Origin of the sequence: Dapis purpurea BLCC-M126 (assembly GCF_050015975.1) — a bacterium.
Lineage (GTDB): Bacteria > Cyanobacteriota > Cyanobacteriia > Cyanobacteriales > Microcoleaceae > Trichodesmium.
In genome coordinates, this window is sequence record NZ_JBNHER010000199.1 from 1 (window position 1) to 21,220 (window position 21,220).

A 21,220-nucleotide genomic window follows, 5' to 3' on the forward strand; every position below is an offset into this window, starting at 1 on the left:
GGTTTTAACCAGAGGTAATTATCAATTATCCATTATCAATTATCAATTAATGAAGAATAGCTTCTACTAATAAACCTTCCCGGTTATGAACATTTCCCCAGATTTCATTTTCTTCAACAACAGTGATCGCTTGTCTAACTACTTCAAAAGAGTTGAGTAAAATTAAGTTTTTTAGCCAAGGGTTAAGTTGAAAACCTGCTGCGATAACTTCCTCTAATATTTTTTCTTGGTTGACTTGGTTTGTGTTAGTGAGATTTGATTGAGTATTGGGAAGATTTTTATTTTCAGCTAGTGTGATAAGGCGGTCTAAATATTCTATGCCATATTTATCGGCAAATTCTTTAGCAAGTTTGATATATTCAATTGAGTTTGTCATTTTAGTTTCCTTTGGTTTTAATTTTTCTACTAAATCTATGTTATGACCTTCTTAATGACTTGTGGTCTAATGAAAGTACAAACAAAGTATAATTAATGTCTTCAAAAAGTGGAAATAGATAAACATATATACCGTTTCTCAAGTTACTGAGGTACAGTTTTTTTGGGTACATCTTTGAATAAAGCCAAAAATTTATCGCTTTTAGGGAACAGGGAAAAGGAAATAGGAAACAGGAAATAGGAAATAGGAAAAAAGTATTTTTGCAAATATGAGATGCACTCGTTTTTTTGGCGTTGCTGATGGGTGGGTATGATTTGTATTTTTTGGCAATTGCTAAACTCTTGAATAACAAATACTTGAGATTATTCAGTTTTGATTTTTATACCTTGATTCAGCAACATCGTTTTTTTTCTCCTTTTTTATTTCTTGTAATCCGAATTACTGCTCCTTATTCCCTACTCCCTAAAACAAAGGAATTTTGTACTTCATTCAGAGATGGAAATTGCTGTAGTAATGATTGAGAAGAAAAATAGCTTCAGTTATAATTTATTTTTGTTGTAAGTAAAAGGAGGAATAAAATTTATGGCAGAATCTTGGGAAAAATTTTTAGAAGATATGGCAGACAGTTACGGTTTAGATGAATTGGAAAGAGAAGCATTTATCGAAATGTTTGCTCAGAAAGGAAAAATTAGAAGTATTGTCAAATTGGCAAGTAATCTAAATTTAGGTGAATCTGCTGTCAAGACAAGACTGGGAAAAGTGTATGAAAAATTTCAGATTGATTCACAGAAAAAAGGAAAAGGTAAACTATTACAATAATTTTTAAATAAACAATATATATCTGACTCTCAGAGCAAAACTGAAAAACCTCTTAATCAAAACCTGAACGCTTTTATTGACTTGCAAAAAATTTGCGACGAAATGCTAAAGCAACAAAAAAAACAATGGTTAACAACACGCTCTCTGACAGGAGTTGGCAATAAACAAATCTTAGATATTTATGTTCCGTTAGGATTAGTTGAACGTCAAAAACTAGAGCGACCAAATCCTAATAATCCAGCAGAAAAAGGCTCGGAGTTTTACCAAGAAAAAGTTACTCCTATAGAAAATGAGGTATTTTTTGAACAAGTCATCCAACAAGGAAAAACTATCAAAAGTCAGGGAGGACGTATCGCTATTATTGGAGAACCAGGAGTAGGAAAAACTACCCTATTACAGAAAGTTGCTTTTGAGATATTAAATAGTGGTGGTTTACCTATTTGGATAGATTTAGCAGACTGGCAAAATAGCAAAACACTAGAAGAATATTTACTGGAAAATTGGTTAAAAGCAGCATTGCCAATTATCAAGAAAATATCACCTACAGCAGTTTCATCAATTCGGAAAATTCCCGAAGAATTACAAGAGAATTTTGTCGAACAATTCGAGGATAGTAAGATCTGGTTACTGTTAGATGGTGTGGATGAGATGGCAGGAACATTTCGCAACCCACTGACTATTCTTGCTCAAGAAATAAAAAAAGGTTGGGTGAATGAAGGAAAGATAATTTTAAGTTGTCGATTGAATATTTGGGATGTGGAAAAAAACGCTATTGTTAATGATTTTGATGTTTATCGAAATCTAGATTTTTCCTATCCTGAGCAAGTCAAGAAATTTATTCTGGAAAAATGGTTTGCTGAACCGTCTAATTTAGGTCAAAAGTTATGGGAAGAGTTAGAAAAATCTAGCGATCGGATTAAAGATTTAATCAAAAATCCTCTACGGTTAACATTATTATGTCGAACATGGGAAATCAGACAGGGAAAGTTGCCAGATAATAAGGCAGGAATTTATCAAAGATTGGTAAAAGCACACTATTTTTGGAAAGATGAGAAGCAGGATTTTTTACTTTCTCCAAAGGAGCAAAAATAACTAAATCAAGCTTTAGGAGAATTGGCAAAAAAAGCGATTGATGGTGTAGATTATCAGTTTCGATTAAGAGAGAGTTTCATTAAAGATTTTTTAGGGGAACCCAAGCAAGAAAAATCTCTATTTTGGTGGGCGTTAAAATTAGGATGGCTGAATAAAGTAGGATTGGCAATGGTAGATGAAAAAGACCCAGATGAGCAAGTTTATGCTTTTTTGCATCCTACTTTTCAGGAATATTTTGCAGCATTGGCAGTTCCACATTGGGATTTTTTCCTAAATCATAACAATGAAAATCCGAATCCGTTTTTAAAACATAATGGCAAAGATTGTGTGTATAGAATTTTTGAGCCTCAGTGGAAAGAGGTAATTTTATTATGGTTGGGGCGTGAAGATATTTCATCTGAAACAAAGGAAGAATTTATCAAGATATTAATTGAATTTAAGGCCAAAGATAAAGTACATTATTTTTATCAACAAAGAGGGTATTTTTTTGCAGCAGTAGGTATGACAGAGTTTGATAGTTGTCTCAGCGATGAAATTATCAAGAATGTTATTGATTTAAGTGTGAAATTATTTCCATTTGACCCAATTGCACAGGATGCAAGAGTTATCCTTGAACAAACAAATAGGGAAAAAGCAATTAAGCCTTTAATTAAATTATTGAAAGATAAAAGCTACAACCATTATGAAATTATCAGGATATTAGGAGATATAGCTTATGGAGATGAAGATTGTATTCAAGAGTTGCTATCTATAATAAATGGTGGTGACAATGAAAAGATATGGTGTCAAGGAATAGCTGTTCAAAGCTTAGTTAAAATTTCTGATGGAGATATTAAAGAATCTCTCCTTAACTGTTTCACTGAAATGCTCAAGAGTTCAACACATCATTTACATGATAGAGAAAAAATAAGATATTCTATACTGTTTATAAATGAAACTTTTCCAGATTATCCTAGTTATAAATATGCTATTCAAACATTGACTGAAATTGCTAAATCCAACTCTTCATCAAACTCTTTAGAAAAGTATAATGCTGCTCAAATTCTAGAAGAACTAGGAATTCATCTTAATATTCATCCTCCTGTTCAAGAAGATAAATTTGCTTTAACATTAGCAGAATTAAATTTAGAGCTAGAACCAAAAATTATCAATACTGTAAATGCTTTAATAGAATTATTAGATGAACATAACAAGAATCGTGAAAAAGCAGCAGCTTGTTTATAAATTATACTTACCAATCATCAAGCTTTTTCTATTCCAGAAAATTTATTTCCTCTAATAGTAAAAAAAGTCAGCGATCGCTTTTTATATTTATGGGAAAACAGTCTAGATAAAGCCCATCTTTTCTCATGTTATCTTGAGCAAAATCCTATATGGGCTTGTTATAATATTTTATGGCATTTTGCCAAGATTATGCCTTACCAAGATTTTTATCAAAATTATTATATATTGACAAATACTAACACTGAAAATTAAGATAAACATTTAGCGATCCGCCATTAGCATTCAGCAATAAAAAGCAAAAACTAATAGATAGAGTATGATAAACTATGTGCTTTAACTAATATTTTTAATTATCATCGATTGAACTTCTCCTACTATTGTTGAAATCTTTACATTGAGCTAATGGAAAAATCGTGAAATGTTGAAAAATTGTATTAGTGGGATAGATTCTTGATTCAGACTTAATCTGGTTATTAGCTAATGACATATAAGTGACTGCTGAATACTTACAAATTCAGAAACTAACAACATTAGAAAATAACTATACTTTTCCGTGTTTTATTAGGAGCGATACAAATGAATAATTATCAAAATTTTCCTTTCCAAATAGTGTAATTATCTTGAGAAAACCACCCCTAACCTCCAGTATAACTTTGAGAGCAATCTTCTCATTTGTAAATTAGAAACAAACACTTTGTTGATAGAGGCGATCGCTAATTATTAATAGACATCTCTGGAAATTATACAGCTTTTCATTAATATGGAATACAACTACTAGGTCTTTAACTTAGATACTTATCTTGCTCCTGTAGTCTACCTTTGTGAAAACCGCTATAAATATTCTTTTTTAGAGGTGTCTAATATAAGACTAAATCTGCTTATAAAAAGCTAGTTTTTCTAAATCCTTCTAACCCTTCTGCCTTCTGCCTCCAGCATAAGTGTCTTACCCTTTTAATAAAGCTTCCGTGTAAACCAGATTTAGTATAATATGTCTTGGTTGGGTTTCGGTTCCTCAACCCAACCTACCCTAGCTAAAATAAGTAAATAAAATTTAGTCTTAACTATCTTTCTTAACAGCACTTTCATGCCAATCTTTTAACAGAAAATCTGACAAAACTGTGAACAATACAAAAATAGCTATTCCTAAACCAGTCGTCAAAAATAAAGCAGCAAACATTCTCGGAATTTGCAAATTATAACTAGACATTAAAATCTGATAAGCAATGCCAGAACGAGCGCCCCCCGTACCTGCGACAAACTCAGCTACTACTGCCCCAATTAATGCTAAACCACCACTAATTCTTAACCCTCCTAAAAAATAAGGTAAAGCACTAGGAAATCTCAAATAAATTAGAGTTTGCCAACGAGAAGCTCCATATAATTTAAACATATCGCTCAAATTTTTATCAACACTATTTAATCCCAAAGTTGTATTAGAAATAATTGGAAAAAATGCTACAATCCAAGCACAAAGAATTAATGCGGCAAAAGTATTATCTCGGAGCCAAATAATAATCAAAGGAGCGATCGCCACAATAGGAGTAGTCTGCAAAATTACCGCATAAGGAAATAAACTTCTTTCAATCAATTTATTCTGAGCAAATAACATAGAAATCAATACACCAGAAACCACAGCTACTGCTAAAGCAACAAGAGTAATTTTTATAGTAATTAACAAAGAAGTAAATAATGAATTCCATTCTTCAATCATTGTCTTAATTACTAATATTGGCCCCGGCAATAAATAGGGTGGAATATTCATCACCCGCACCGAAATTTCCCATGTTATTAATACAATAATTCCTAAGATTACAGGAGCAATTATATCAAGAGAAAATAGCTGATTTAGGATTTGATTGTGTGATTTCGTTTGTGTTAATTGTTGTTCCTTATTTTTTGTAATAGCACTCGGCATAATCTAATACTTAATTCTAGTTATCCTATTCAATATAACCCAAATAATAACACTAGATAATATAGGATATCATCTTCGGTTAAATCCTTATAAATAAATCGTGACTGGGAAAAGGGAATAGAGAAGAAAAAGAAATTACAACAGAGTAGGAAATATAATTTTTTTTGATTACTAATTGTCCAGACACAATATTATTAGAGATATTTTTTTCTCTTACATACTCAGACAGCTTTATTGCAAATTTTTAGTATAAAACCAAAATAGATTTATCTTTATTGCTCATACAGCAGATTCGGTTGTATATGAAGTACAGATATTAAAAATTAAATGTTTGTGTGGTTTTTTCCCGCTATGGGTGTATCTCACCAAGGTCGAATTTACTAATAATTAATCAATATTAAAAAATATTAACTCTCTGAAGAGCCAATTGAGACGTGAATTACTGATAAATAATGGTAATTTCAGATATAGAATCAAAATTTCTACAGTTATTTTTCAAGTAAAATAATAAATCTTGTTGATATTTGCCAGAAAGTGTGTACCTGATTATGTAGAAGTATAATGATATTAATATCAAAATCACTCTCGACTTCCAATCAACCTAAACAATGGCAGTGGAGCCAAACTCTCTTTAACTTAAAATCTAATTCAAATAGGACTATTAAGAATTTTTTCCTAGTCTTTATCTATTAGTCCTCAACTGACTAAATAAATAAACAAGTTTATGTTTTTGTTCATGGGAATGTGGTAAAATCCGCCCCCTTCCCTCCTATCCAAGATATTTAAAAATAGGATTATCTAGCGGGAAAAACAAATGACTTTATCCTTCAAACAATTGACCCTATATTTTTCTCTATTGTCCATTGGTGGTGGCACAGGATGGTTGGGTCATGATTATGTCGAAGCTAAAAAACTGGTTAACCAAATTAATGCAATACCTGTAGTCAAGGAACAAACACAACCATCTACTCCAACTTCTGGAAATGGCCTAGTTTCCTCTACTAATCATAATTTTATTGCCGAAGCAGTGGAAAAAGTAGGTCCAGCAGTAGTCCGTATTGATGCAGCCAAAAAGTTAACAACTCAAGTTCCAGAAGCTTTAAAGAATCCTCTATTAAAACGTTTTTTTGGCGAAAATTTGCCTGCTCCAGAAGAACAAATTAAGCGTGGTACTGGGTCTGGAGTGATTATTAGTGCTGATGGTCGCTTAGTTACAAATGCTCATGTGGTTGATGGAGCAGATACCGTTAAAGTGACTCTAAAAGATGGCCGGGTTTTTGAGGGTGTGGTTCAGGGAGTGGACTCACTGACTGATATAGCAATAATTAAAATTGAGGCCACAGATTTGCCAGAGGTATCTATGGCCATATCGGAACAATTAATTCCGGGACAATGGGCGATCGCTATTGGTAATCCTCTAGGTTTGGACAATACTGTAACAGTCGGAATTATTAGTGCTATTGGTCGCACCAGTTCTCAAGTAGGTATTCCAGACAAACGAGTTCGCTTTATTCAGACAGATGCTGCAATTAATCCTGGCAATTCTGGTGGGCCACTTTTAAACGATCAGGGTCAAGTAATTGGGATTAATACAGCTATTAGAGCGGATGCTCAGGGATTAGGGTTTGCTATTCCGATAGAAACTGCAAAAAGAATTGCTGATGAATTATTTCTTTATGGGAAAGTAGAGCATCCATTTTTAGGCATTTCAATGGTTGATTTAACTCCCGAAGTAAAGGATGAAATTAATAGACAATTACAAACAAAAATTAAGCATAATCAAGGTGTGGTAATTAAGCGAGTTATAGAAGATTCTCCAGCAGCTAAAGCTGGTTTACGTCAAGGAGATGTGATTCAAAAAGTAGGGGGAGTAGCAGTTAAAAGTCCGACAGAAGTTCAGCAAGAAGTAGAAAAAAGTTCAGTAGGTAAAAGTTTAGCAGTTGAGGTAATTCGTAATCGGAAAATTGCCAAAATTTTGGTTAAACCTGACGCTTTTCCCCAGTCAGTCGAATCAGAAGTAGAAGAGTAATGGATAATTAATAATGGATAATTGATAATTAATATATAGCAATCTTATTTCAGTTGTGAGATTTTAGTTGTAGGGGCAAATCGCGATTCGCCCCTACAGGAGTCAGGAGTCATAATTTTCAAGGTTTTCCCTCATATATTAACTATTATAAAAATTTTCACACATCATTTAGGATTGCTATAGTCATTTGTTTGCGGAGCATTCCGTAATAAATACTTACCCAACAATAATTAACTATTATTTGAGAGTTGATGAAACATTTGATTATCGTTGTACGTCTAGAAAAACAAAACATATTCTAATAATACTTCTCAACTAATGAGGTAGAGGTGCGCCTCTATTCTATTCTATTCCCTGTTACCTAAAACAAATGACAACCATTAGAACCATCTCCCAGTTAGAATTAACATTAACAGAAATAGCAGGAAAAATATTTTCTATTACTGGTAACGATACTTTTATTCTGACGGCAGATAATGGTCAAAACTTTTTTGTTGACCTGATAGATGAACTAAATACTTCAATCTTAGGTTTACAGGTTGGTCAGTCAGTTAGACTAACAGGTTTTGTCAACATAGAAGATAACCGACTTAACCTAATTAATACAATTCTAATTAATCAGGATGGTACAAGACCACCACCACCAATTATTGGTCTACAAACTATCTCTGGGACTGTTGGTTTTGTCGTTAATGATAATCAATTTATTCTCAATTCTAATGGTCAAATATACTTTGTTAATTTATTAAATGAATTTAATGCCATAGCATTAGGTTTACAGCCAAATCAACCTATTGCAATTTCTGGTTCCGTCACCTTAGAAAATGGTAGAATTGATGTTAATAGTTCTAGCATTGTAGATGGTGTAAATATTCCGACTCAGCCTCCTTTTCTCCCCGATGGTGAATTTCCACCGGGTTCAATTATTGGTAATAATACTCCTCAATTTATTCAAGGTACTCTTAACAGTGATACCATTTTTGGTCTTGGTGGAAATGATACTATTGATGGGCAAGCAGCTAATGATAGTCTGTTTGGTAATTCAGGGAGTGATAGTATTGTTGGGGGGATAGATGATGACACTATTTTTGGCAATGTCGGAATAGATACTATTGATGGGCAAGGTGGTAATGATAGTATTTTAGGGAATGAAGATAATGATATTCTGGCTGGTGGTGAAGGGAATGATACTATCCGGGGTAATACAGGTAGCGATGAAATAGATGGGGGTGGTGGTGATGATAGTCTCCGTGGTAATGTGGGCAGTGATAGTATTTTTGGCAATGTTGGTAATGACAGTATTTTCGGCAATGAAGATAGCGATCGCCTAGAAGGTGGAGTAGGGAACGACAGTATTTTTGGTAATGAAGATAATGACAGTGTTTTTGGCAATGAAGGGAATGATATTATTTTCGGCAACAGAAATAATGATCGTCTGGAGGGTAACTCAGGTAACGATACTATTCGTGGAGGAAAAGGTAACGATGTAATTGATGGTGGTTTTGATTTAGATTTTATCCTAGGAGAGTTGGGTAATGATGAGTTGAGTGGAGGAGAAGGTGATGATTTAATATTTGGTGGTAAGGATGATGATTTTATTGATGGTGGTGCAGGGAATGATACTCTTAGTGGAGACTTGAGCGACGATACTATTATTGGGCGTTTGGGTAACGATTTTATTATTGGTGCAGGCCGTGAGTCTGGAGAAAATGAGATTGATTTTTTGACTGGTAGTGTGGGAACTGATACCTTTATTTTGGGTAATAGCAATGTTGCTTTTTACAGTTTTGCGGGTAGTAGTGATTATGCAATAATTACCGATCTGAATAATTTAGAAAATGACAGAATAATTGCATTTGGTGGTGATGGAATTGTTTTAGGATCTGCTTCTGTAGGTACGGATCGAGGTACAGGAATTTTTGTCGATGGAGATTTAATTGCTATTGTGCTTGGGGTAACAGAGTCAGAACTTCAAAGTGGGTTGATTGTGATTTAGAATAAATTGGGTATGGCGATCGCTTTCTTAGGAAGTTAAAAGAGTGAATTATTCTGTATAATCATTAAAAGAGAAACCAATTAACGAATTAAATGAGCGGAATTAATCGTCCAATTGTTCTTGACTCCACACAGGTTGCCAAGCACTTACCAGATACTCCCCAAATGCAAAGACTTTTGAGAAAAGGACGTGCAGCTCATGTTTTTAATGATGAACCTACTATGAACCAGGTTGCTCGGTATAATTGAAAGAGGAGAGTTTACTGATACCGTGAGGGGATATGACCGCTATGGAATGCTGTTTGCAGAACCCATTGGTTATAGAATTAGTCCTGACGGTAGTCGCATTGCACTTTATTATGGCGAAATCAAAATAAATGACAAAAACCAATACCATGTTATCCCCAGAACTCGACCTAGTAAAAGATAATTGGCAATTTAGCGAAGTATGGATAGATCCTACTTTGTCTCCTCCTTATCTACTTTTGTTGCTCGGTGCTTCAGACGGAAGGTGTCACGTTTACGATCCTGCTGAAGGCTATCGTCTGATTTTTCAGAGCGATAATTATGATGAGGCTCAGTTTTGGTTGCTGGAGGATGAGTACGAACCTTTGGAAGGACGACTTAAAGCTTCGGAGTTAATTTAGGGACATAAAAGAGCGATCGCCTGTTTGTAGTAAGCACTTTAGTCGTATAGGGTTGGTGCTAGATTAGCATTTTCCACCCAATGCTTGTTACTCTCTAATGTATAATTACTAAGTCTGAAAAAATATTAGTAATTATTAGGTGAGTAATGAGTGATTTTCAAGTATACGATCGCGATTTAACTGAGGCCACATTATCTGATTATTTGCAAGCTGATAGTATTGCAGTGGATACAGAAACAATGGGTTTATTACCATCGCGCGATCGCTTATGTTTAGTCCAGTTATGTGACCCTCAAGGCAAAGTTACAGCTATTCGTATTGAAAAAGGACAACAAGAAGCACCGAATTTGAAACAATTAATGGAGGCAACTGGAATAGTTAAAATATTTCATTTTGCTAGATTTGATGTAGCAATGTTGCAGCATCATTTAGATATTAAAGTTTCCCCAATTTTTTGTACCAAAATTGCCAGTAAGTTAGCACGAACTTATACAGGAAAACATGGTTTAAAAGATTTAGTAATGGAGTTAGAAAAAGTAGAGTTAGATAAATCTGCTCAAAGTTCTGATTGGGGAAATGCAGTTAATTTAACAGAGGAACAATTAAGTTATGCTGCTAATGATGTCCGGTATTTATTGAGTGTTAGGGAGAAGTTAATTGGGATGTTAAAACGTGAGGAAAGATGGGAGTTAGCACAACAGTGTTTTGAATGTTTACCTGTGTTTGTGGGGTTAGATTTATTGCATTATAAAGATGTTTTTGAGCATTAATTAAGTTAGGATTTGTGGAGCTATATTTGTTTTTTTTATGCCATTTTTAGTGCAAAAATATGAGGCAATATTGCTCCGCAACCCTACCCTAAATTTAAGTCGAAATATGGATCGGATAATCAGATTATTAGACATAGTACCCCATCACCCTATCTCCCCATCACCCCATCACCCCATCACCCCATCACCCCATCACCCCATCACCCCATCAATAGTAACTCTGTTATCACCGAGAACGTTGCTCCCATTTTTTGGCTACATACCACCATAGTTTAACTCCCACTATACCAATAACGCTGGCACCCAAACTCAATATAATTGAGATTCCTGGTGCTAACCAGGGTTCGGGTACTGAATATTTAGACAGAAACTTGCCTACTGGATGATGACTAGCTTTGGCAGTATCAATGACATAGGGAAAGTGCCCAGCTATGGAAGCAATGCTGGCACCCGCACCTAATCCCACACCGAGAATGGCTACGAGTTCTTGAAAGTGGCGATCGCTCTCTGCTTGTTCTATTTCTGTGATGCCACGAATGGAGTTTATTAGGTCTTCTAATAGTTTTAAATTGGGGCTGAGATTGGCATAGTCTTTTTGCATTTGCAGCAGATATTTTTCGGTTATTTCTTGAGGGAATTTTTCGAGAAATTTGAGGTCGGTAGTGACTCCGGTGGTGGTTATAAAACGAGCTAATATTGATGAAATATCTTCTCCATTTATTGTTAATCTGGAAAGTTGGTAAATTGGAGTGGGAATGTTTTCTGGCAAGAGATTTTTGAGGGCTTTTGCTGTGGCTTTTTCTCTGATTCTATCTAAGCGTCTTTGGTAGTTGAGCAGATTAATTTCTATGGTGCGGATTTGACTGTCGAAATAGCCTAAGTTAATTGAATAGTTAGATAAAGTTGTTTGAGATTTTACTAATATTTTCTGTAGTGGTTTGAGATTTAAACTAGGGTTTTGATATTTCTGGATTTCTTGGATATATTCTTGAATTTCTATAGTAGATTTTTTGAGTAATTCTTTCAGATAGCGACTCTGAGCGTAAGCCCAGAAAATTTTGTGCCGGTAACAAAGTAAACGGAGCAAATCAAAGTTAAATTCTGCTGCTTTTTTGGCAGTTTGTTCGTTGGGATAGAGAGAAATTATGAGATGATTATTTTTCTGGATTTCTTCAATAGTTGGTGGTGAGGAAAAATCTATCTTTTCTGACATGGTAATGCCGTATTGTCGTAATTCAAAGATTGTTCCTCCTAACAGTTTTCCTTGACCTTGCAAATCTTTTTCCCAGTCGAAGCCAAGATTTAATTTTTCGCAGCATTGTTTGGCGATTTCTTCTGGGTTTTTGTTGTTAGCTAATTCCGCTAAAACTAACCAAGTTTGTCCGAGATTTCCTGTTTGAATTTTGCCGGATGAATCTTTGAGTTTGGCTTCGATTTGGTTTTTTAGTTGGGCGATGCTGTTGGTGGGATGACGAGTTTTATTGTTAGGAAAAGAAGCGGCTATTAGGAGTCCATAAGTATCATTAAGTCGGACTGGATAATAATAGTCTTTGTCATGATAAATTAGGATTAGGATAAATTCAGTCTCAAAACTAACTTTGGAGGAATTATGTCCAATACTGAAACGACCGGTGGGGATATTTCTCAGCTAAATCGCAGAGCTTTTATGAAAATGTCGGCTGCTGGCGTTGTCTCTTTAGCAGCGATGGAACTATTACCTGAAGCAACTAAGAGTGCTAGTGCTGATAGGGTAAATGGTAACTTTGAAGAAAAGTATCAAATTTTCGTGCCTGTTGAAAAGGCTCGATGGGGTGGAAGTCAAAGTGTTACTTTGCGATCCGGGGATACTATTAAGGTTGAGATCCCCAGACGAGTCAGGGAAAACTCCAAGTTGAAAGTTAAAGGCGTCGGTCTTGAAGGAAACGACGTGACTCTAATCTGTCATACTCTTTACGATACCAATGGAACAACTGCTGACAGTATTAACGAGGAAATAAATCAAGCTAACTTCATCAAAAAGGAACTGACAAAAGACCGTTGTCATACCATTTACGAATCTTTGGAAAATGGTAAGTTTGTTAGAGATTTAGTGGCATTAGACTTGCTGGATTATGTTATGGAATCTTCCAAACTAGATGAAGATATTAGCCAACGGTATTTGATCGCCAGTAACAATTCTCGTTTGAAAGGAATAGAAGAAGCGATCGCAGATACCTTGGCAAAATCTAAGTTACGCAAAAAGAGGAAAAAGTCTATCAAAGGAACTTTCCAATACGTTCGCGCTGGCGAACCAGTTCCAGATTTTGCAGCATTAACAGATTTGAATGCTATTGTTGCGGGTTCTAATCTTCCAGAACAACTGAAGCAACTTTACTTAACGGCAAGTGCTAAATCTAAGGCAGTTACTGTGGACCTTATTATCGTTCAGTTGATTAAGGAAAAACTGAGCGGTCAAAAAGAGGATGACTATTTATCGGTTTGGGAGAAAGTTCGCAATGGCGAGAAAATTTCTGACGGAGAGGAAAAAATATTAGCATCCCTAGATGGATTTATAGAAAATTCTGACATTTCAGAAACCAGCAAAGCGCTTTATTTAGTAGCCAGGGTTTTAGGTGAAAAAGGTGACTCGCAAAAAGACCCTCTTCAGGAAGCGATCGAGAGCAGCAACAAACTCACGGACAAGGAAAAACATATCTACAATCTGGCTTACAGTCTAGCTGTTAAGGGCGAGTCAAACGAACAAACCGAGGCGGAAGTTGTCCAGTATGCAGTAGCTACGTTCCACAGAGATTTGAGTGAAGCAGAGGAAAAAGCAGAGGAACAAGACTTTGCTGAATATGTAAAACCTATAGCGGCTAAATTGATGAAATGGCTCATCGCCAAAGCTGACATTCCTCCAAGTTACCAATGGGCTTCTTTTGCACTTCTCGGGCTAGTTACTGAACAGAAAGGGTCAGATGTAGCATCGGCAGCAGCAGCATTAGTGCCTACAACAACAAGCGTTCTCAGTGTATTGGGAGTAAAAACGGGAACGGGTGTTGCTATTAGTAGCTTAAGCGGTGGAGCTGCCACCACTGCAACTTTAACTGCTTTAGGAGGCGGCTCTGTTGCTGCTGGAGGTTTGGGAATGTTGGGTGGCTTGGTGGTAGTAACTGGTGGTGCTGCCTTAATTGGAGCTGCCGGGTTGCTGTCGGTTGCTCTACTAACCCGAATGGACGGAAAAGACTATGTAAACTTGGGAATTGCAGGAACAGTAGGAGTGTTAACCAGTGCAACTGTAGCCCTTGCTGTTTGGACTGGTGCTGGTGCTTTGGGTGTCGCAGGTTCTCTATCGGGCGCAGCAGCGATTACTGCTACCATCTCCGCTCTAGGTGGATTAAGCGTTATGACTGGCGGTGTGGCTTTGATTGCCCTTGGTACTGGCTTTGCTGTTTGGTCGGTTCTCAAAGGCAAAAAGTCAAAGCGCGATATATTGAAGGAGCTAGAATCTCTTGTTTATATGTTAACCGAACCTAGTGACGATCCCTTGGTTCATTTCGTTCAAAAAAATTTGCCCAAAAAGTATGAACACGAAGACCTCTATCTAGCCCCTGCGATTCCTCTGGACAAGCTTTCCAATGCCATGTCTATGTATGGCTATCTCGATCCGGGAGAAAAAATTCTGGCTTTAATAGATACTAGCGGAAATCACAATGCTAAAGATGGCATCTTGCTAACAGATCGCAAAATCCTATCAAGGGCAGCATATTCAAATGCTGAATACGCGAGTTATTCAACATTAAGCTGGTCGGAAATTTTTCAAGTATCTAATACTATGCTGGAGAGTTATAACGACGCAGCAAACTTTGCCCGTTTCCTAATAAAACTCCAAGAACAGGTGCAAGGGTAGAGTAGTTTGTAGTTCAGTAGTGGACTAACACACCTAAAATGGTGCGTTACGACGGATTGCTGAATCCCTTTCATAATCAAAATTTAGGCCGTCTAAGGCACCCTACTGGACTACTGTGGCCTTTTAGTCGGAAGTAATTGTTCCAAAGATCGCTATAAAGGAGGTGATAGTAAAGATGGAACCAAAAAAAATAATAAAACACCTTTTGCAGGCTGTTTTTACCATTGCTGCAAAAGCTGTTTTTGAGTTGAGATACTGGAGAAATCTACGTTCCTAGCAGAAGTAGTCTCTAAGGAGAGATGAGGATGGCCATTCCTTGTCTCTATCAGTATCCTTAATTCCAGAATCTAATTATAACTCAGATATTGAGCGACTTATTATCTGCTCTATAAAACTGATACAAAGAGTCACGTTACGTGACAATTTGATGTTTACTTCCTGCTTCTACTGAGGCCGTTGGCGGTTACTCATCCACAGGCATCAACGGTCAAGCCGACCGCATTTCTTAAATTTATACTTGCGTTTAAATCTCGATCTATTGACAAACCACACTCTGGGCAATCATAAGTCCTTAGATTTAATGGCATCTCTTGGACGTGACCACAGTTAGAACAAGTCTTTGTTGATGGAAAGAATCTATCAACTACTACTAGCTCACAACTGTACCATTGGCACTTGTATTTAAGCTGTCTCCGAAATTCATAAAATCCTTGATTGGCTATTGATTTAGCTAGCTTATGGTTGGCCAACATTCCACTCACGTTCAAATCTTCTATGACAATACTGCCGTGGTTTTTGGCTAAGTATGTTGTCAATTTATGAAGTGCATCTTTACGGATGTTAGCTATTCGCCTATGCAATGTCGCTATCTTCCGTTGTGCCTTTTTCCAGTTACCATAACCAACCTTTTTATGACGATTTAGGTACTGCAGCCGAGATAACTTAGCTTCAAATCTCTGATACGACTTCACACTTTCAAATACTTTCCCATCACTTAAAGTAGCTAATGTTTTCACTCCCAAATCTACACCTATAACATCAGTTTTTTTGAGTGTCGTGTCTGGTGTAAATTCATAGCTACAGCTCAGATACCAATCCGAAGCTTGTCTACTAATAGTTATTTTTTGAGTTGTTGCTTCAATTGGTTCATAAGTTTTGACAATACCAATAAAAGGTAATTTGTGACTCCATCCGTTTAATTCCACTGGTTTTCCACAATTATCAATTGTGAAGGAATCATGTTTACCTTTCTTCTTAAACCTTGGATATTTACCCAATCCTTGAAAGAACCTCTTAAATGCCTCACCCAAGTTGATGAAAGCATACTGGTAAACTTTAGACGACAAGTTTTTCATCCAGGGATAAAGAGGTTTTGTGTGGTTGGTAAAAACTTCTCTAAGCCTACGGGCACTGGGCTTATAACCATCCTGGTAAGCGGCATTCCACAAACTTAGACCCCAGTTGTAAACCCATCTGCTATAACCTACGTGTTGAGCCAAGAGGGTTTCCTGTTTATTATTAAGTTTGAGTTTGGTTTTGATAGATTTCATGTATGACTGAGTTCAGCTTACCTAATAGTATGCTTGTTAACTTAATTATATCTTTATTCTTTGATTAAGTCAATGCTCTCCTGCTGCGAAACCAATCTCGGTACCACTGAAATCACCGATGATACCATGACCTTAAATACAGGTTTTTTATGTGCTGGTGCCAGGGGTGTAATTAGCTCGTTGTGGGCAGTAGATGACTTAGCAACATCATTGTTTTCGTTATTTTATCATCAAAAACGAAAAGCAGGTTTGAATCGTCCCCAAGCGTTGCAAAAAGCTCAACAAGATTTACGGCATTTAACAGGGAAGGAGTTTGAGAGGGAATATTATCAAGAGTTAGAGGGGTTGCTGAATGAAAAATTACAGCTAGCATCTCAGAAGACAGCGGCAGCAAAACAAAAGCGCGATGGTTGTGCCGAAAATGCTCCAGAATATCAACAGTTGCAGGCAGAATATCAGAAGCGGGAGCAGTTGGAAGAGCGGATATTGAGAACTAGAGATATACGATTAAAAGCAGTCTGTCAACAAGAGCATCCATTCGAGCATCCCGAATATTGGAGTGGGTTTATTTGTGCGGGTTTGCGTTAAGAAAGGCAGAAGGCAGAACGGAAAGTCTTTAGTAGGGTGCGTTAGGCGCTTACCACAAACTCTCATTGAACTGTCAAATATTACATAGCGCCGTAACGCACCGTTGAGTAGTAGCACCGCCTATCCCATCCTAAATATGTCCGTGCGTTACGCTTTCCTGCGGAATGCTGCTCAAACGCTAACGCACCCTGCTGGACTTTATTATAGCGGTTCTTTAATATAGTTTTAGATCCCCCCTAACCCCCCTTATTAAGGGGGGAACCTTCAAAGTCCCCCTTTTCAAGGGGGATTTAGGGGGATCGTATTTTTAAGGGGGATTGTAAATTTACCTTGTCTTGATGATAAATACTATATAATTAATAATAAAAACAACTAATGTCAGCCAGGGATTTTTTCCATAAGGAAGTTAAAAATGCTCTCATAAAAGATGGATGGTTAATCACCCATGATCCATTATCTGTTAGTTTCGGTGCTGTAGATATATCTATAGATCTTGGTGCAGAACAACTTATTGGGGCACAAAAAGATAATCAAAAGATAGCAGTTGAAATTAAGAGTTTCTTACCAAAATCATCAGCTATTTCTGAATTTCATACTGCCTTGGGACAATTTATTAATTATCGGGCAGCACTAAGACAGAAGGAACCTGAGCGAATACTTTATTTAGCGGTACCTCTGAATACTTATAACAACTTTTTTCAACTTGAATTTACTCAGTTAATGGTTAATGAAAATCAAGTAAAACTCATTATTTATAACCCAGAAAAGGAGGTAATTATAGAATGGAAAAACTAGAAAAATATCGTCATTTAGTTCAGGAATTTTTGTTAGAATATAGCAAAAATAAACCTGCTTATGGAGAAATTGAAGTACAGCCAATTTTTGATACTGTACGAGACCATTATCAAATAGTTTATCTTGGTTGGGAAAACGATTATTTGATTCATAGTTGTCCGATTCATATTGATATTAAAGGCGAAAAAATTTGGATTCAGTGGAATGGAACTGAAGTAGATATTGCAGAAGAGTTGGTGATGAATGGAGTTGCAAAAAAAGATATTGTTTTAGGATTTCATACGCCGTTTATGAGAAAGTTTACAGAATATGCTGTTGATTAAATGGGATGGGGGGATGGGGTGATGGGGGGATTGGGAGATTGGGAGATTGGGAGATTGGGAGATGGGATGATTGGGAGATAAACATACCTAGAAAAAAATCTATTGCACAGTTTTAGGTGTGCCACTCCACTACTAGACCAACACATCAACTTAAGTTTTTTTCAACAACCATTTATCAACGTTTTTGGTCATTTTCACAATCATCCCCAAAATTTGGTTATATTGACTATAAAGTTGTCTTGCTGTTTCTATATCCAAATATTGACATTTAACTGCAAATTTTAGCCAAACTTGACTTTCTGCAGCTTCAGCTTCAGCTTCAGCATCATTTAATCTTAATAAAAATGAACCTTTATAACGTCTTCTCCTCCATACTTCTGCTAAATTAGCACAGACAGAACGGGAAGAACGCCTAATTTGGTCAGTTAATGAATATGTTTCTTCTTTGGGAAAACTTTTAGAAGTTTCAAAAATTTTCATAGCAGTATTAAAAGCAATTTGATACACCTCTAAATCTTCATGGTTATTAATTAAACTTTGACGATTTTCAGTCATCTATATTTTCTCACTATAACAATCACCCCAGTTCCCCAGTTCCCAATCTCCCAATCACCTAATCATATCAAATCCGCTTAATTCGGTATAAAAAAAATTTTCATCTTCATTCAAGAGCAAATGTTTCTAAATTCCCTTTCCTCCTGACTCCTGACTCCTGACTCCTGACTCCTGACTCCTGACTCCTGACTCCTAGATTAACTATCTAATTACACCGATACTACCGGATTTGATATCACCCCATCACCTCACAATAAACCTCGATAACGAATAAACAACAAAATAACTGCCCACGAACCCAATGCTACTTTTAGTGCCACCAAAATATTTAAGATCGGAATAATGCCCCCACTAACTAAACCTCCTAATTCTCCTTGGGGTAATTCCAATCCCATGAGAGTTATCGCTGCCAATACAATAAATATTAAAACAGAAACTTTTTCCCAGGTAGCAGCATTCCATTTCTTGTATATTTTCTCCATCTGTTCCGATGATGAAGTAATAGCAATCAAACCGATGGCAGTTCCTCCTGCTACTCCAGCAGCAAAACCACCCCCCGGACTCAAGTGTCCGCGAATTGCTAACTCAATACTCACCAATGCAGAAATAGTAGCTCCCAAACGTGCCAAAACTCTTGAAGGGCCGTCACTAAATTGATAAACTTGTTCGGTGGGTTGTTCATTCGCTAATAGAAAACGGACACCCAAAATAGCGATCGTGAATACTACCACTTCAAAAATTGTGTCATAAAGTCTATTTCTAAAAATGATACCAGAAACTACATTAGCTACTCCACTATCAGCAACTACTGATTCAACAATAGAAATTTCACCCCCTTCTGCTATTGGGTTTGGCATAACTAACACTTTTACGAACAATGCTATTCCCGCTAAAAAATAAACCCATTTCATTAATGTTTGTCCTCCTGGTTTGGTACAGTTATGTATGTCACAGTTGTTTCTGATGGAGTTAATTCGTTTTGCATAATTTCAAACAAACGATGCACTCTGATGGTAGTCTGATAAGTAGGTTTGCTATCTGCTTTGAATGACTCTGTTGGACTACAAATAGCGTGAACTTCTTTACCTAGCAACCCCCATTCTAAAGCTTGTTTATTTGGATATTCGACTAATTCAAGACGCAAATGGTATTTATTAATAATTTTTCTGATATTAGCGATGAGTTCGGTAAAATAACTCTCTGTTTCTGTTTCAACTTCTTTAAGTATTCCCAAACGCATTACTAAAGAGGAACGAACTGCAATCACATAAAGGGTTACAGCTAACATTGTGCCGACTAAAGCTTCAGTTAAAGCTACGTCTGCTGCGCCTAAAACTGCATATACTAATGCTGCTACTGCTCCTAAAATCGCTCGAATAACAAGAGCATTATAGGGGTTAACTTGAAATACCAGCATCAAAGCTGCTAACGGTAACAGCGCGATAATTATATAAACATAAATATCAATCATTCTTTTGACTTTTAACTTTTAACTTCCGTGAAATGGTCGGAATTTTCTGTATCAGGACTAGAGCAATATGCCAAAACGTAGCCCAAAACTGTATTCCAAATTGCCAAAGTAATAATTGCTAGCAATAACAACGGCCATTCACTAGGTATTTTGAGCAGTAAACCGACAACAATACTCATTGAACCCAGGGTATCAGCTACTGAAAGAGTATGGAGTTTGAATAAAACCGATCTGTTGCCAATTAGAGGAAATGTTCCCCAAAACCAGAATATAATTCCGATAATTATTAAACCATAACTGAAAATGTCAATCATATTTCGTTTAACCTTTTAATTAAATGTGCTAATAACATTAATCCCGCATTACCTACACTCAGAATAATTACTGCAACTACCCCAATAGACCAATCATCTCGCAAAACTGAGATAATTAACATCATAATTGAAGTTTTAGTAGCAATACTAGCAAATGCCAGCATTTTTTGCCAAATATCATCATCTTGCCATGCTTCATAAACAGGTATCAGCAAAGCTAAAATCATCGCAATTAAAATATAGTTCATCTTTTTCTGCTCCGTTTTCTGCTCCGTTGAATTTGGTGTACTTCATACCACCCACCTTGGTGATATTTCAACACAATAGTTTTGGGGGTAAAAGTAATCAAAAAGATATCTAGAAATATTAATCCTGGTGTTCGTTGTGGTTTAATACGTTCACAAACTAAAACTTCATCATCATGGGGACTAAACATAATTTGGATTGCTTCAATATAAGCTTGGGGAATAGCAACAATTATTTCCCAAAATACTCGCACCCAATCTTTTAATGCTCCCAGGGATGTTTTGCGATGTGGTAACAACCAAGCAACGCTGACACCAATAATAATATTTGCCGGACTTAAGTCGGCAGTGAGTAAAAACCAAATTGCTAATCGTAGTATTATGTTAAAAAGGGCAGTTGCGTCCATGTTATTAAGGAATTAAAAAGTAATTAATTATATCATATTCGGATAGTTATAATAAAGTTTTTGTTTGTAGTTTTGCTCTATTTTCAAATCTGAATTATTGTTGTCATTATTGCCAGTCTTAATTTCATTATGACTTACGGATGAGTTACGAAAAACTAGGGATTTGAGATTGCTTCCGTGTCAGTCGCAATGACAAAAATACGTTGTATTGCGTAA

24 protein-coding genes are annotated in these 21,220 nt (G+C 36.2%); 14 read left to right on the top strand and 10 right to left on the bottom strand.

Features of this window, described 5'->3' with window-relative positions:
• Nucleotides 1–46: 46 nt before the first annotated feature.
• Entirely contained in the window at nucleotides 47–376 is a 330-nt protein-coding gene (locus ACP6PL_RS17515; RefSeq protein WP_426546548.1) for a hypothetical protein, read from the bottom strand.
• A gap of 582 nt (nucleotides 377–958) precedes the next feature.
• Here ACP6PL_RS17515 and ACP6PL_RS17520 point away from each other — a divergent pair.
• The 4 genes from ACP6PL_RS17520 to ACP6PL_RS17535 all read left to right on the top strand — a co-directional run bounded on the left by ACP6PL_RS17520 (nucleotide 959) and on the right by ACP6PL_RS17535 (nucleotide 3,763).
• Nucleotides 959–1,195 carry a hypothetical protein gene (locus ACP6PL_RS17520; RefSeq protein WP_426546549.1) on the top strand — a complete coding sequence of 79 codons (237 nt, stop codon included), beginning with the start codon at nucleotides 959–961 and terminating at the stop codon, nucleotides 1,193–1,195.
• A 102-nt stretch (nucleotides 1,196–1,297) separates the two neighbouring features.
• A complete protein-coding gene (locus ACP6PL_RS17525; RefSeq protein WP_426546550.1) occupies nucleotides 1,298–2,287 on the top strand; it encodes an NACHT domain-containing protein in 990 nt (329 codons plus the stop codon).
• Nucleotides 2,288–2,308: 21 nt separating this feature from the next.
• The gene (locus ACP6PL_RS17530; protein ID WP_426546551.1) at nucleotides 2,309–3,511 is read left to right on the top strand and encodes a HEAT repeat domain-containing protein; all 1,203 of its coding nucleotides are present in this window, start codon (nucleotides 2,309–2,311) and stop codon (nucleotides 3,509–3,511) included.
• A 147-nt stretch (nucleotides 3,512–3,658) separates the two neighbouring features.
• The gene (locus ACP6PL_RS17535; RefSeq protein ID WP_426546579.1) at nucleotides 3,659–3,763 is read left to right on the top strand and encodes a hypothetical protein; all 105 of its coding nucleotides are present in this window, start codon (nucleotides 3,659–3,661) and stop codon (nucleotides 3,761–3,763) included.
• An 805-nt stretch (nucleotides 3,764–4,568) separates the two neighbouring features.
• Here ACP6PL_RS17535 and ACP6PL_RS17540 read toward each other — a convergent pair.
• Entirely contained in the window at nucleotides 4,569–5,426 is an 858-nt protein-coding gene (locus ACP6PL_RS17540) for an ABC transporter permease (protein ID WP_426546552.1), read from the bottom strand.
• Nucleotides 5,427–6,240: 814 nt separating this feature from the next.
• Here ACP6PL_RS17540 and ACP6PL_RS17545 point away from each other — a divergent pair.
• The 6 genes from ACP6PL_RS17545 to ACP6PL_RS17570 all read left to right on the top strand — a co-directional run bounded on the left by ACP6PL_RS17545 (nucleotide 6,241) and on the right by ACP6PL_RS17570 (nucleotide 10,867).
• Complete coding sequence (locus ACP6PL_RS17545) at nucleotides 6,241–7,455, top strand: HhoA/HhoB/HtrA family serine endopeptidase (protein WP_426546553.1); 1,215 nt, start codon at nucleotides 6,241–6,243, stop codon at nucleotides 7,453–7,455.
• Between the two features lie 370 nt (nucleotides 7,456–7,825).
• Nucleotides 7,826–9,451: a calcium-binding protein gene (locus ACP6PL_RS17550; RefSeq protein ID WP_426546554.1), complete on the top strand. Its 1,626-nt coding sequence runs from the start codon at nucleotides 7,826–7,828 to the stop codon at nucleotides 9,449–9,451.
• 92 nt (nucleotides 9,452–9,543) lie between these two features.
• Nucleotides 9,544–9,699 (top strand): DUF6972 family protein, encoded by a 156-nt coding sequence (locus tag ACP6PL_RS17555; RefSeq protein WP_426546555.1) that lies wholly within the window; start codon nucleotides 9,544–9,546, stop codon nucleotides 9,697–9,699.
• A 46-nt stretch (nucleotides 9,700–9,745) separates the two neighbouring features.
• Nucleotides 9,746–9,880 carry a DUF6972 family protein gene (locus ACP6PL_RS17560; protein ID WP_426546580.1) on the top strand — a complete coding sequence of 45 codons (135 nt, stop codon included), beginning with the start codon at nucleotides 9,746–9,748 and terminating at the stop codon, nucleotides 9,878–9,880.
• The gene (locus ACP6PL_RS17565) at nucleotides 9,828–10,097 is read left to right on the top strand and encodes a hypothetical protein (RefSeq protein ID WP_426546556.1); all 270 of its coding nucleotides are present in this window, start codon (nucleotides 9,828–9,830) and stop codon (nucleotides 10,095–10,097) included. The genes ACP6PL_RS17560 and ACP6PL_RS17565 overlap by 53 nt, the downstream gene beginning before the upstream one ends.
• A gap of 146 nt (nucleotides 10,098–10,243) precedes the next feature.
• Nucleotides 10,244–10,867, top strand: a complete 624-nt coding sequence (locus ACP6PL_RS17570) for a ribonuclease D (protein WP_426546557.1) — start codon at nucleotides 10,244–10,246, stop codon at nucleotides 10,865–10,867.
• 226 nt (nucleotides 10,868–11,093) lie between these two features.
• Here the strand turns inward: ACP6PL_RS17570 and ACP6PL_RS17575 are convergent, their stop codons facing one another.
• Nucleotides 11,094–12,143, bottom strand: a complete 1,050-nt coding sequence (locus tag ACP6PL_RS17575) for a hypothetical protein (protein WP_426546558.1) — start codon at nucleotides 12,141–12,143, stop codon at nucleotides 11,094–11,096.
• A gap of 333 nt (nucleotides 12,144–12,476) precedes the next feature.
• Between ACP6PL_RS17575 and ACP6PL_RS17580 the strand changes: the two genes are divergently transcribed.
• Entirely contained in the window at nucleotides 12,477–14,756 is a 2,280-nt protein-coding gene (locus ACP6PL_RS17580; protein WP_426546559.1) for a twin-arginine translocation signal domain-containing protein, read from the top strand.
• A 467-nt stretch (nucleotides 14,757–15,223) separates the two neighbouring features.
• Here the strand turns inward: ACP6PL_RS17580 and ACP6PL_RS17585 are convergent, their stop codons facing one another.
• Entirely contained in the window at nucleotides 15,224–16,306 is a 1,083-nt protein-coding gene (locus tag ACP6PL_RS17585) for an RNA-guided endonuclease InsQ/TnpB family protein (protein WP_426546560.1), read from the bottom strand.
• 72 nt (nucleotides 16,307–16,378) lie between these two features.
• On the opposite strand from ACP6PL_RS17585, the gene ACP6PL_RS17590 reads away from it, so the two are divergent.
• From ACP6PL_RS17590 to ACP6PL_RS17600, 3 genes are all read left to right on the top strand, one after another.
• Nucleotides 16,379–16,894, top strand: coding sequence for a CHAT domain-containing protein (locus ACP6PL_RS17590; protein ID WP_426546561.1), 516 nt, complete (start codon nucleotides 16,379–16,381; stop codon nucleotides 16,892–16,894).
• Between the two features lie 375 nt (nucleotides 16,895–17,269).
• The gene (locus ACP6PL_RS17595) at nucleotides 17,270–17,689 is read left to right on the top strand and encodes a XisH family protein (RefSeq protein ID WP_426546562.1); all 420 of its coding nucleotides are present in this window, start codon (nucleotides 17,270–17,272) and stop codon (nucleotides 17,687–17,689) included.
• Nucleotides 17,677–18,012, top strand: coding sequence for a XisI protein (locus ACP6PL_RS17600; RefSeq protein WP_426546563.1), 336 nt, complete (start codon nucleotides 17,677–17,679; stop codon nucleotides 18,010–18,012). Before ACP6PL_RS17595 ends, ACP6PL_RS17600 begins: the two co-directional genes overlap by 13 nt.
• 150 nt (nucleotides 18,013–18,162) lie before the next feature.
• On the opposite strand, the gene ACP6PL_RS17605 is transcribed toward ACP6PL_RS17600, so the two are convergent.
• The 6 genes from ACP6PL_RS17605 to ACP6PL_RS17630 all read right to left on the bottom strand — a co-directional run bounded on the left by ACP6PL_RS17605 (nucleotide 18,163) and on the right by ACP6PL_RS17630 (nucleotide 21,004).
• Nucleotides 18,163–18,567 (bottom strand): four helix bundle protein, encoded by a 405-nt coding sequence (locus tag ACP6PL_RS17605; protein ID WP_426546564.1) that lies wholly within the window; start codon nucleotides 18,565–18,567, stop codon nucleotides 18,163–18,165.
• A 248-nt stretch (nucleotides 18,568–18,815) separates the two neighbouring features.
• Entirely contained in the window at nucleotides 18,816–19,478 is a 663-nt protein-coding gene (locus tag ACP6PL_RS17610) for a Na(+)/H(+) antiporter subunit B (RefSeq protein WP_426546565.1), read from the bottom strand.
• Nucleotides 19,478–20,038, bottom strand: a complete 561-nt coding sequence (locus ACP6PL_RS17615; RefSeq protein ID WP_426546566.1) for a DUF4040 domain-containing protein — start codon at nucleotides 20,036–20,038, stop codon at nucleotides 19,478–19,480. The genes ACP6PL_RS17610 and ACP6PL_RS17615 overlap by 1 nt, the downstream gene beginning before the upstream one ends.
• A gap of 11 nt (nucleotides 20,039–20,049) precedes the next feature.
• A complete protein-coding gene (locus ACP6PL_RS17620; protein ID WP_426546567.1) occupies nucleotides 20,050–20,352 on the bottom strand; it encodes a monovalent cation/H(+) antiporter subunit G in 303 nt (100 codons plus the stop codon).
• Nucleotides 20,349–20,600 carry a hypothetical protein gene (locus tag ACP6PL_RS17625; protein WP_426546568.1) on the bottom strand — a complete coding sequence of 84 codons (252 nt, stop codon included), beginning with the start codon at nucleotides 20,598–20,600 and terminating at the stop codon, nucleotides 20,349–20,351. Before ACP6PL_RS17625 ends, ACP6PL_RS17620 begins: the two co-directional genes overlap by 4 nt.
• Nucleotides 20,597–21,004: a cation:proton antiporter gene (locus ACP6PL_RS17630; RefSeq protein WP_426546569.1), complete on the bottom strand. Its 408-nt coding sequence runs from the start codon at nucleotides 21,002–21,004 to the stop codon at nucleotides 20,597–20,599. Before ACP6PL_RS17630 ends, ACP6PL_RS17625 begins: the two co-directional genes overlap by 4 nt.
• Nucleotides 21,005–21,220 lie beyond the last annotated feature (216 nt).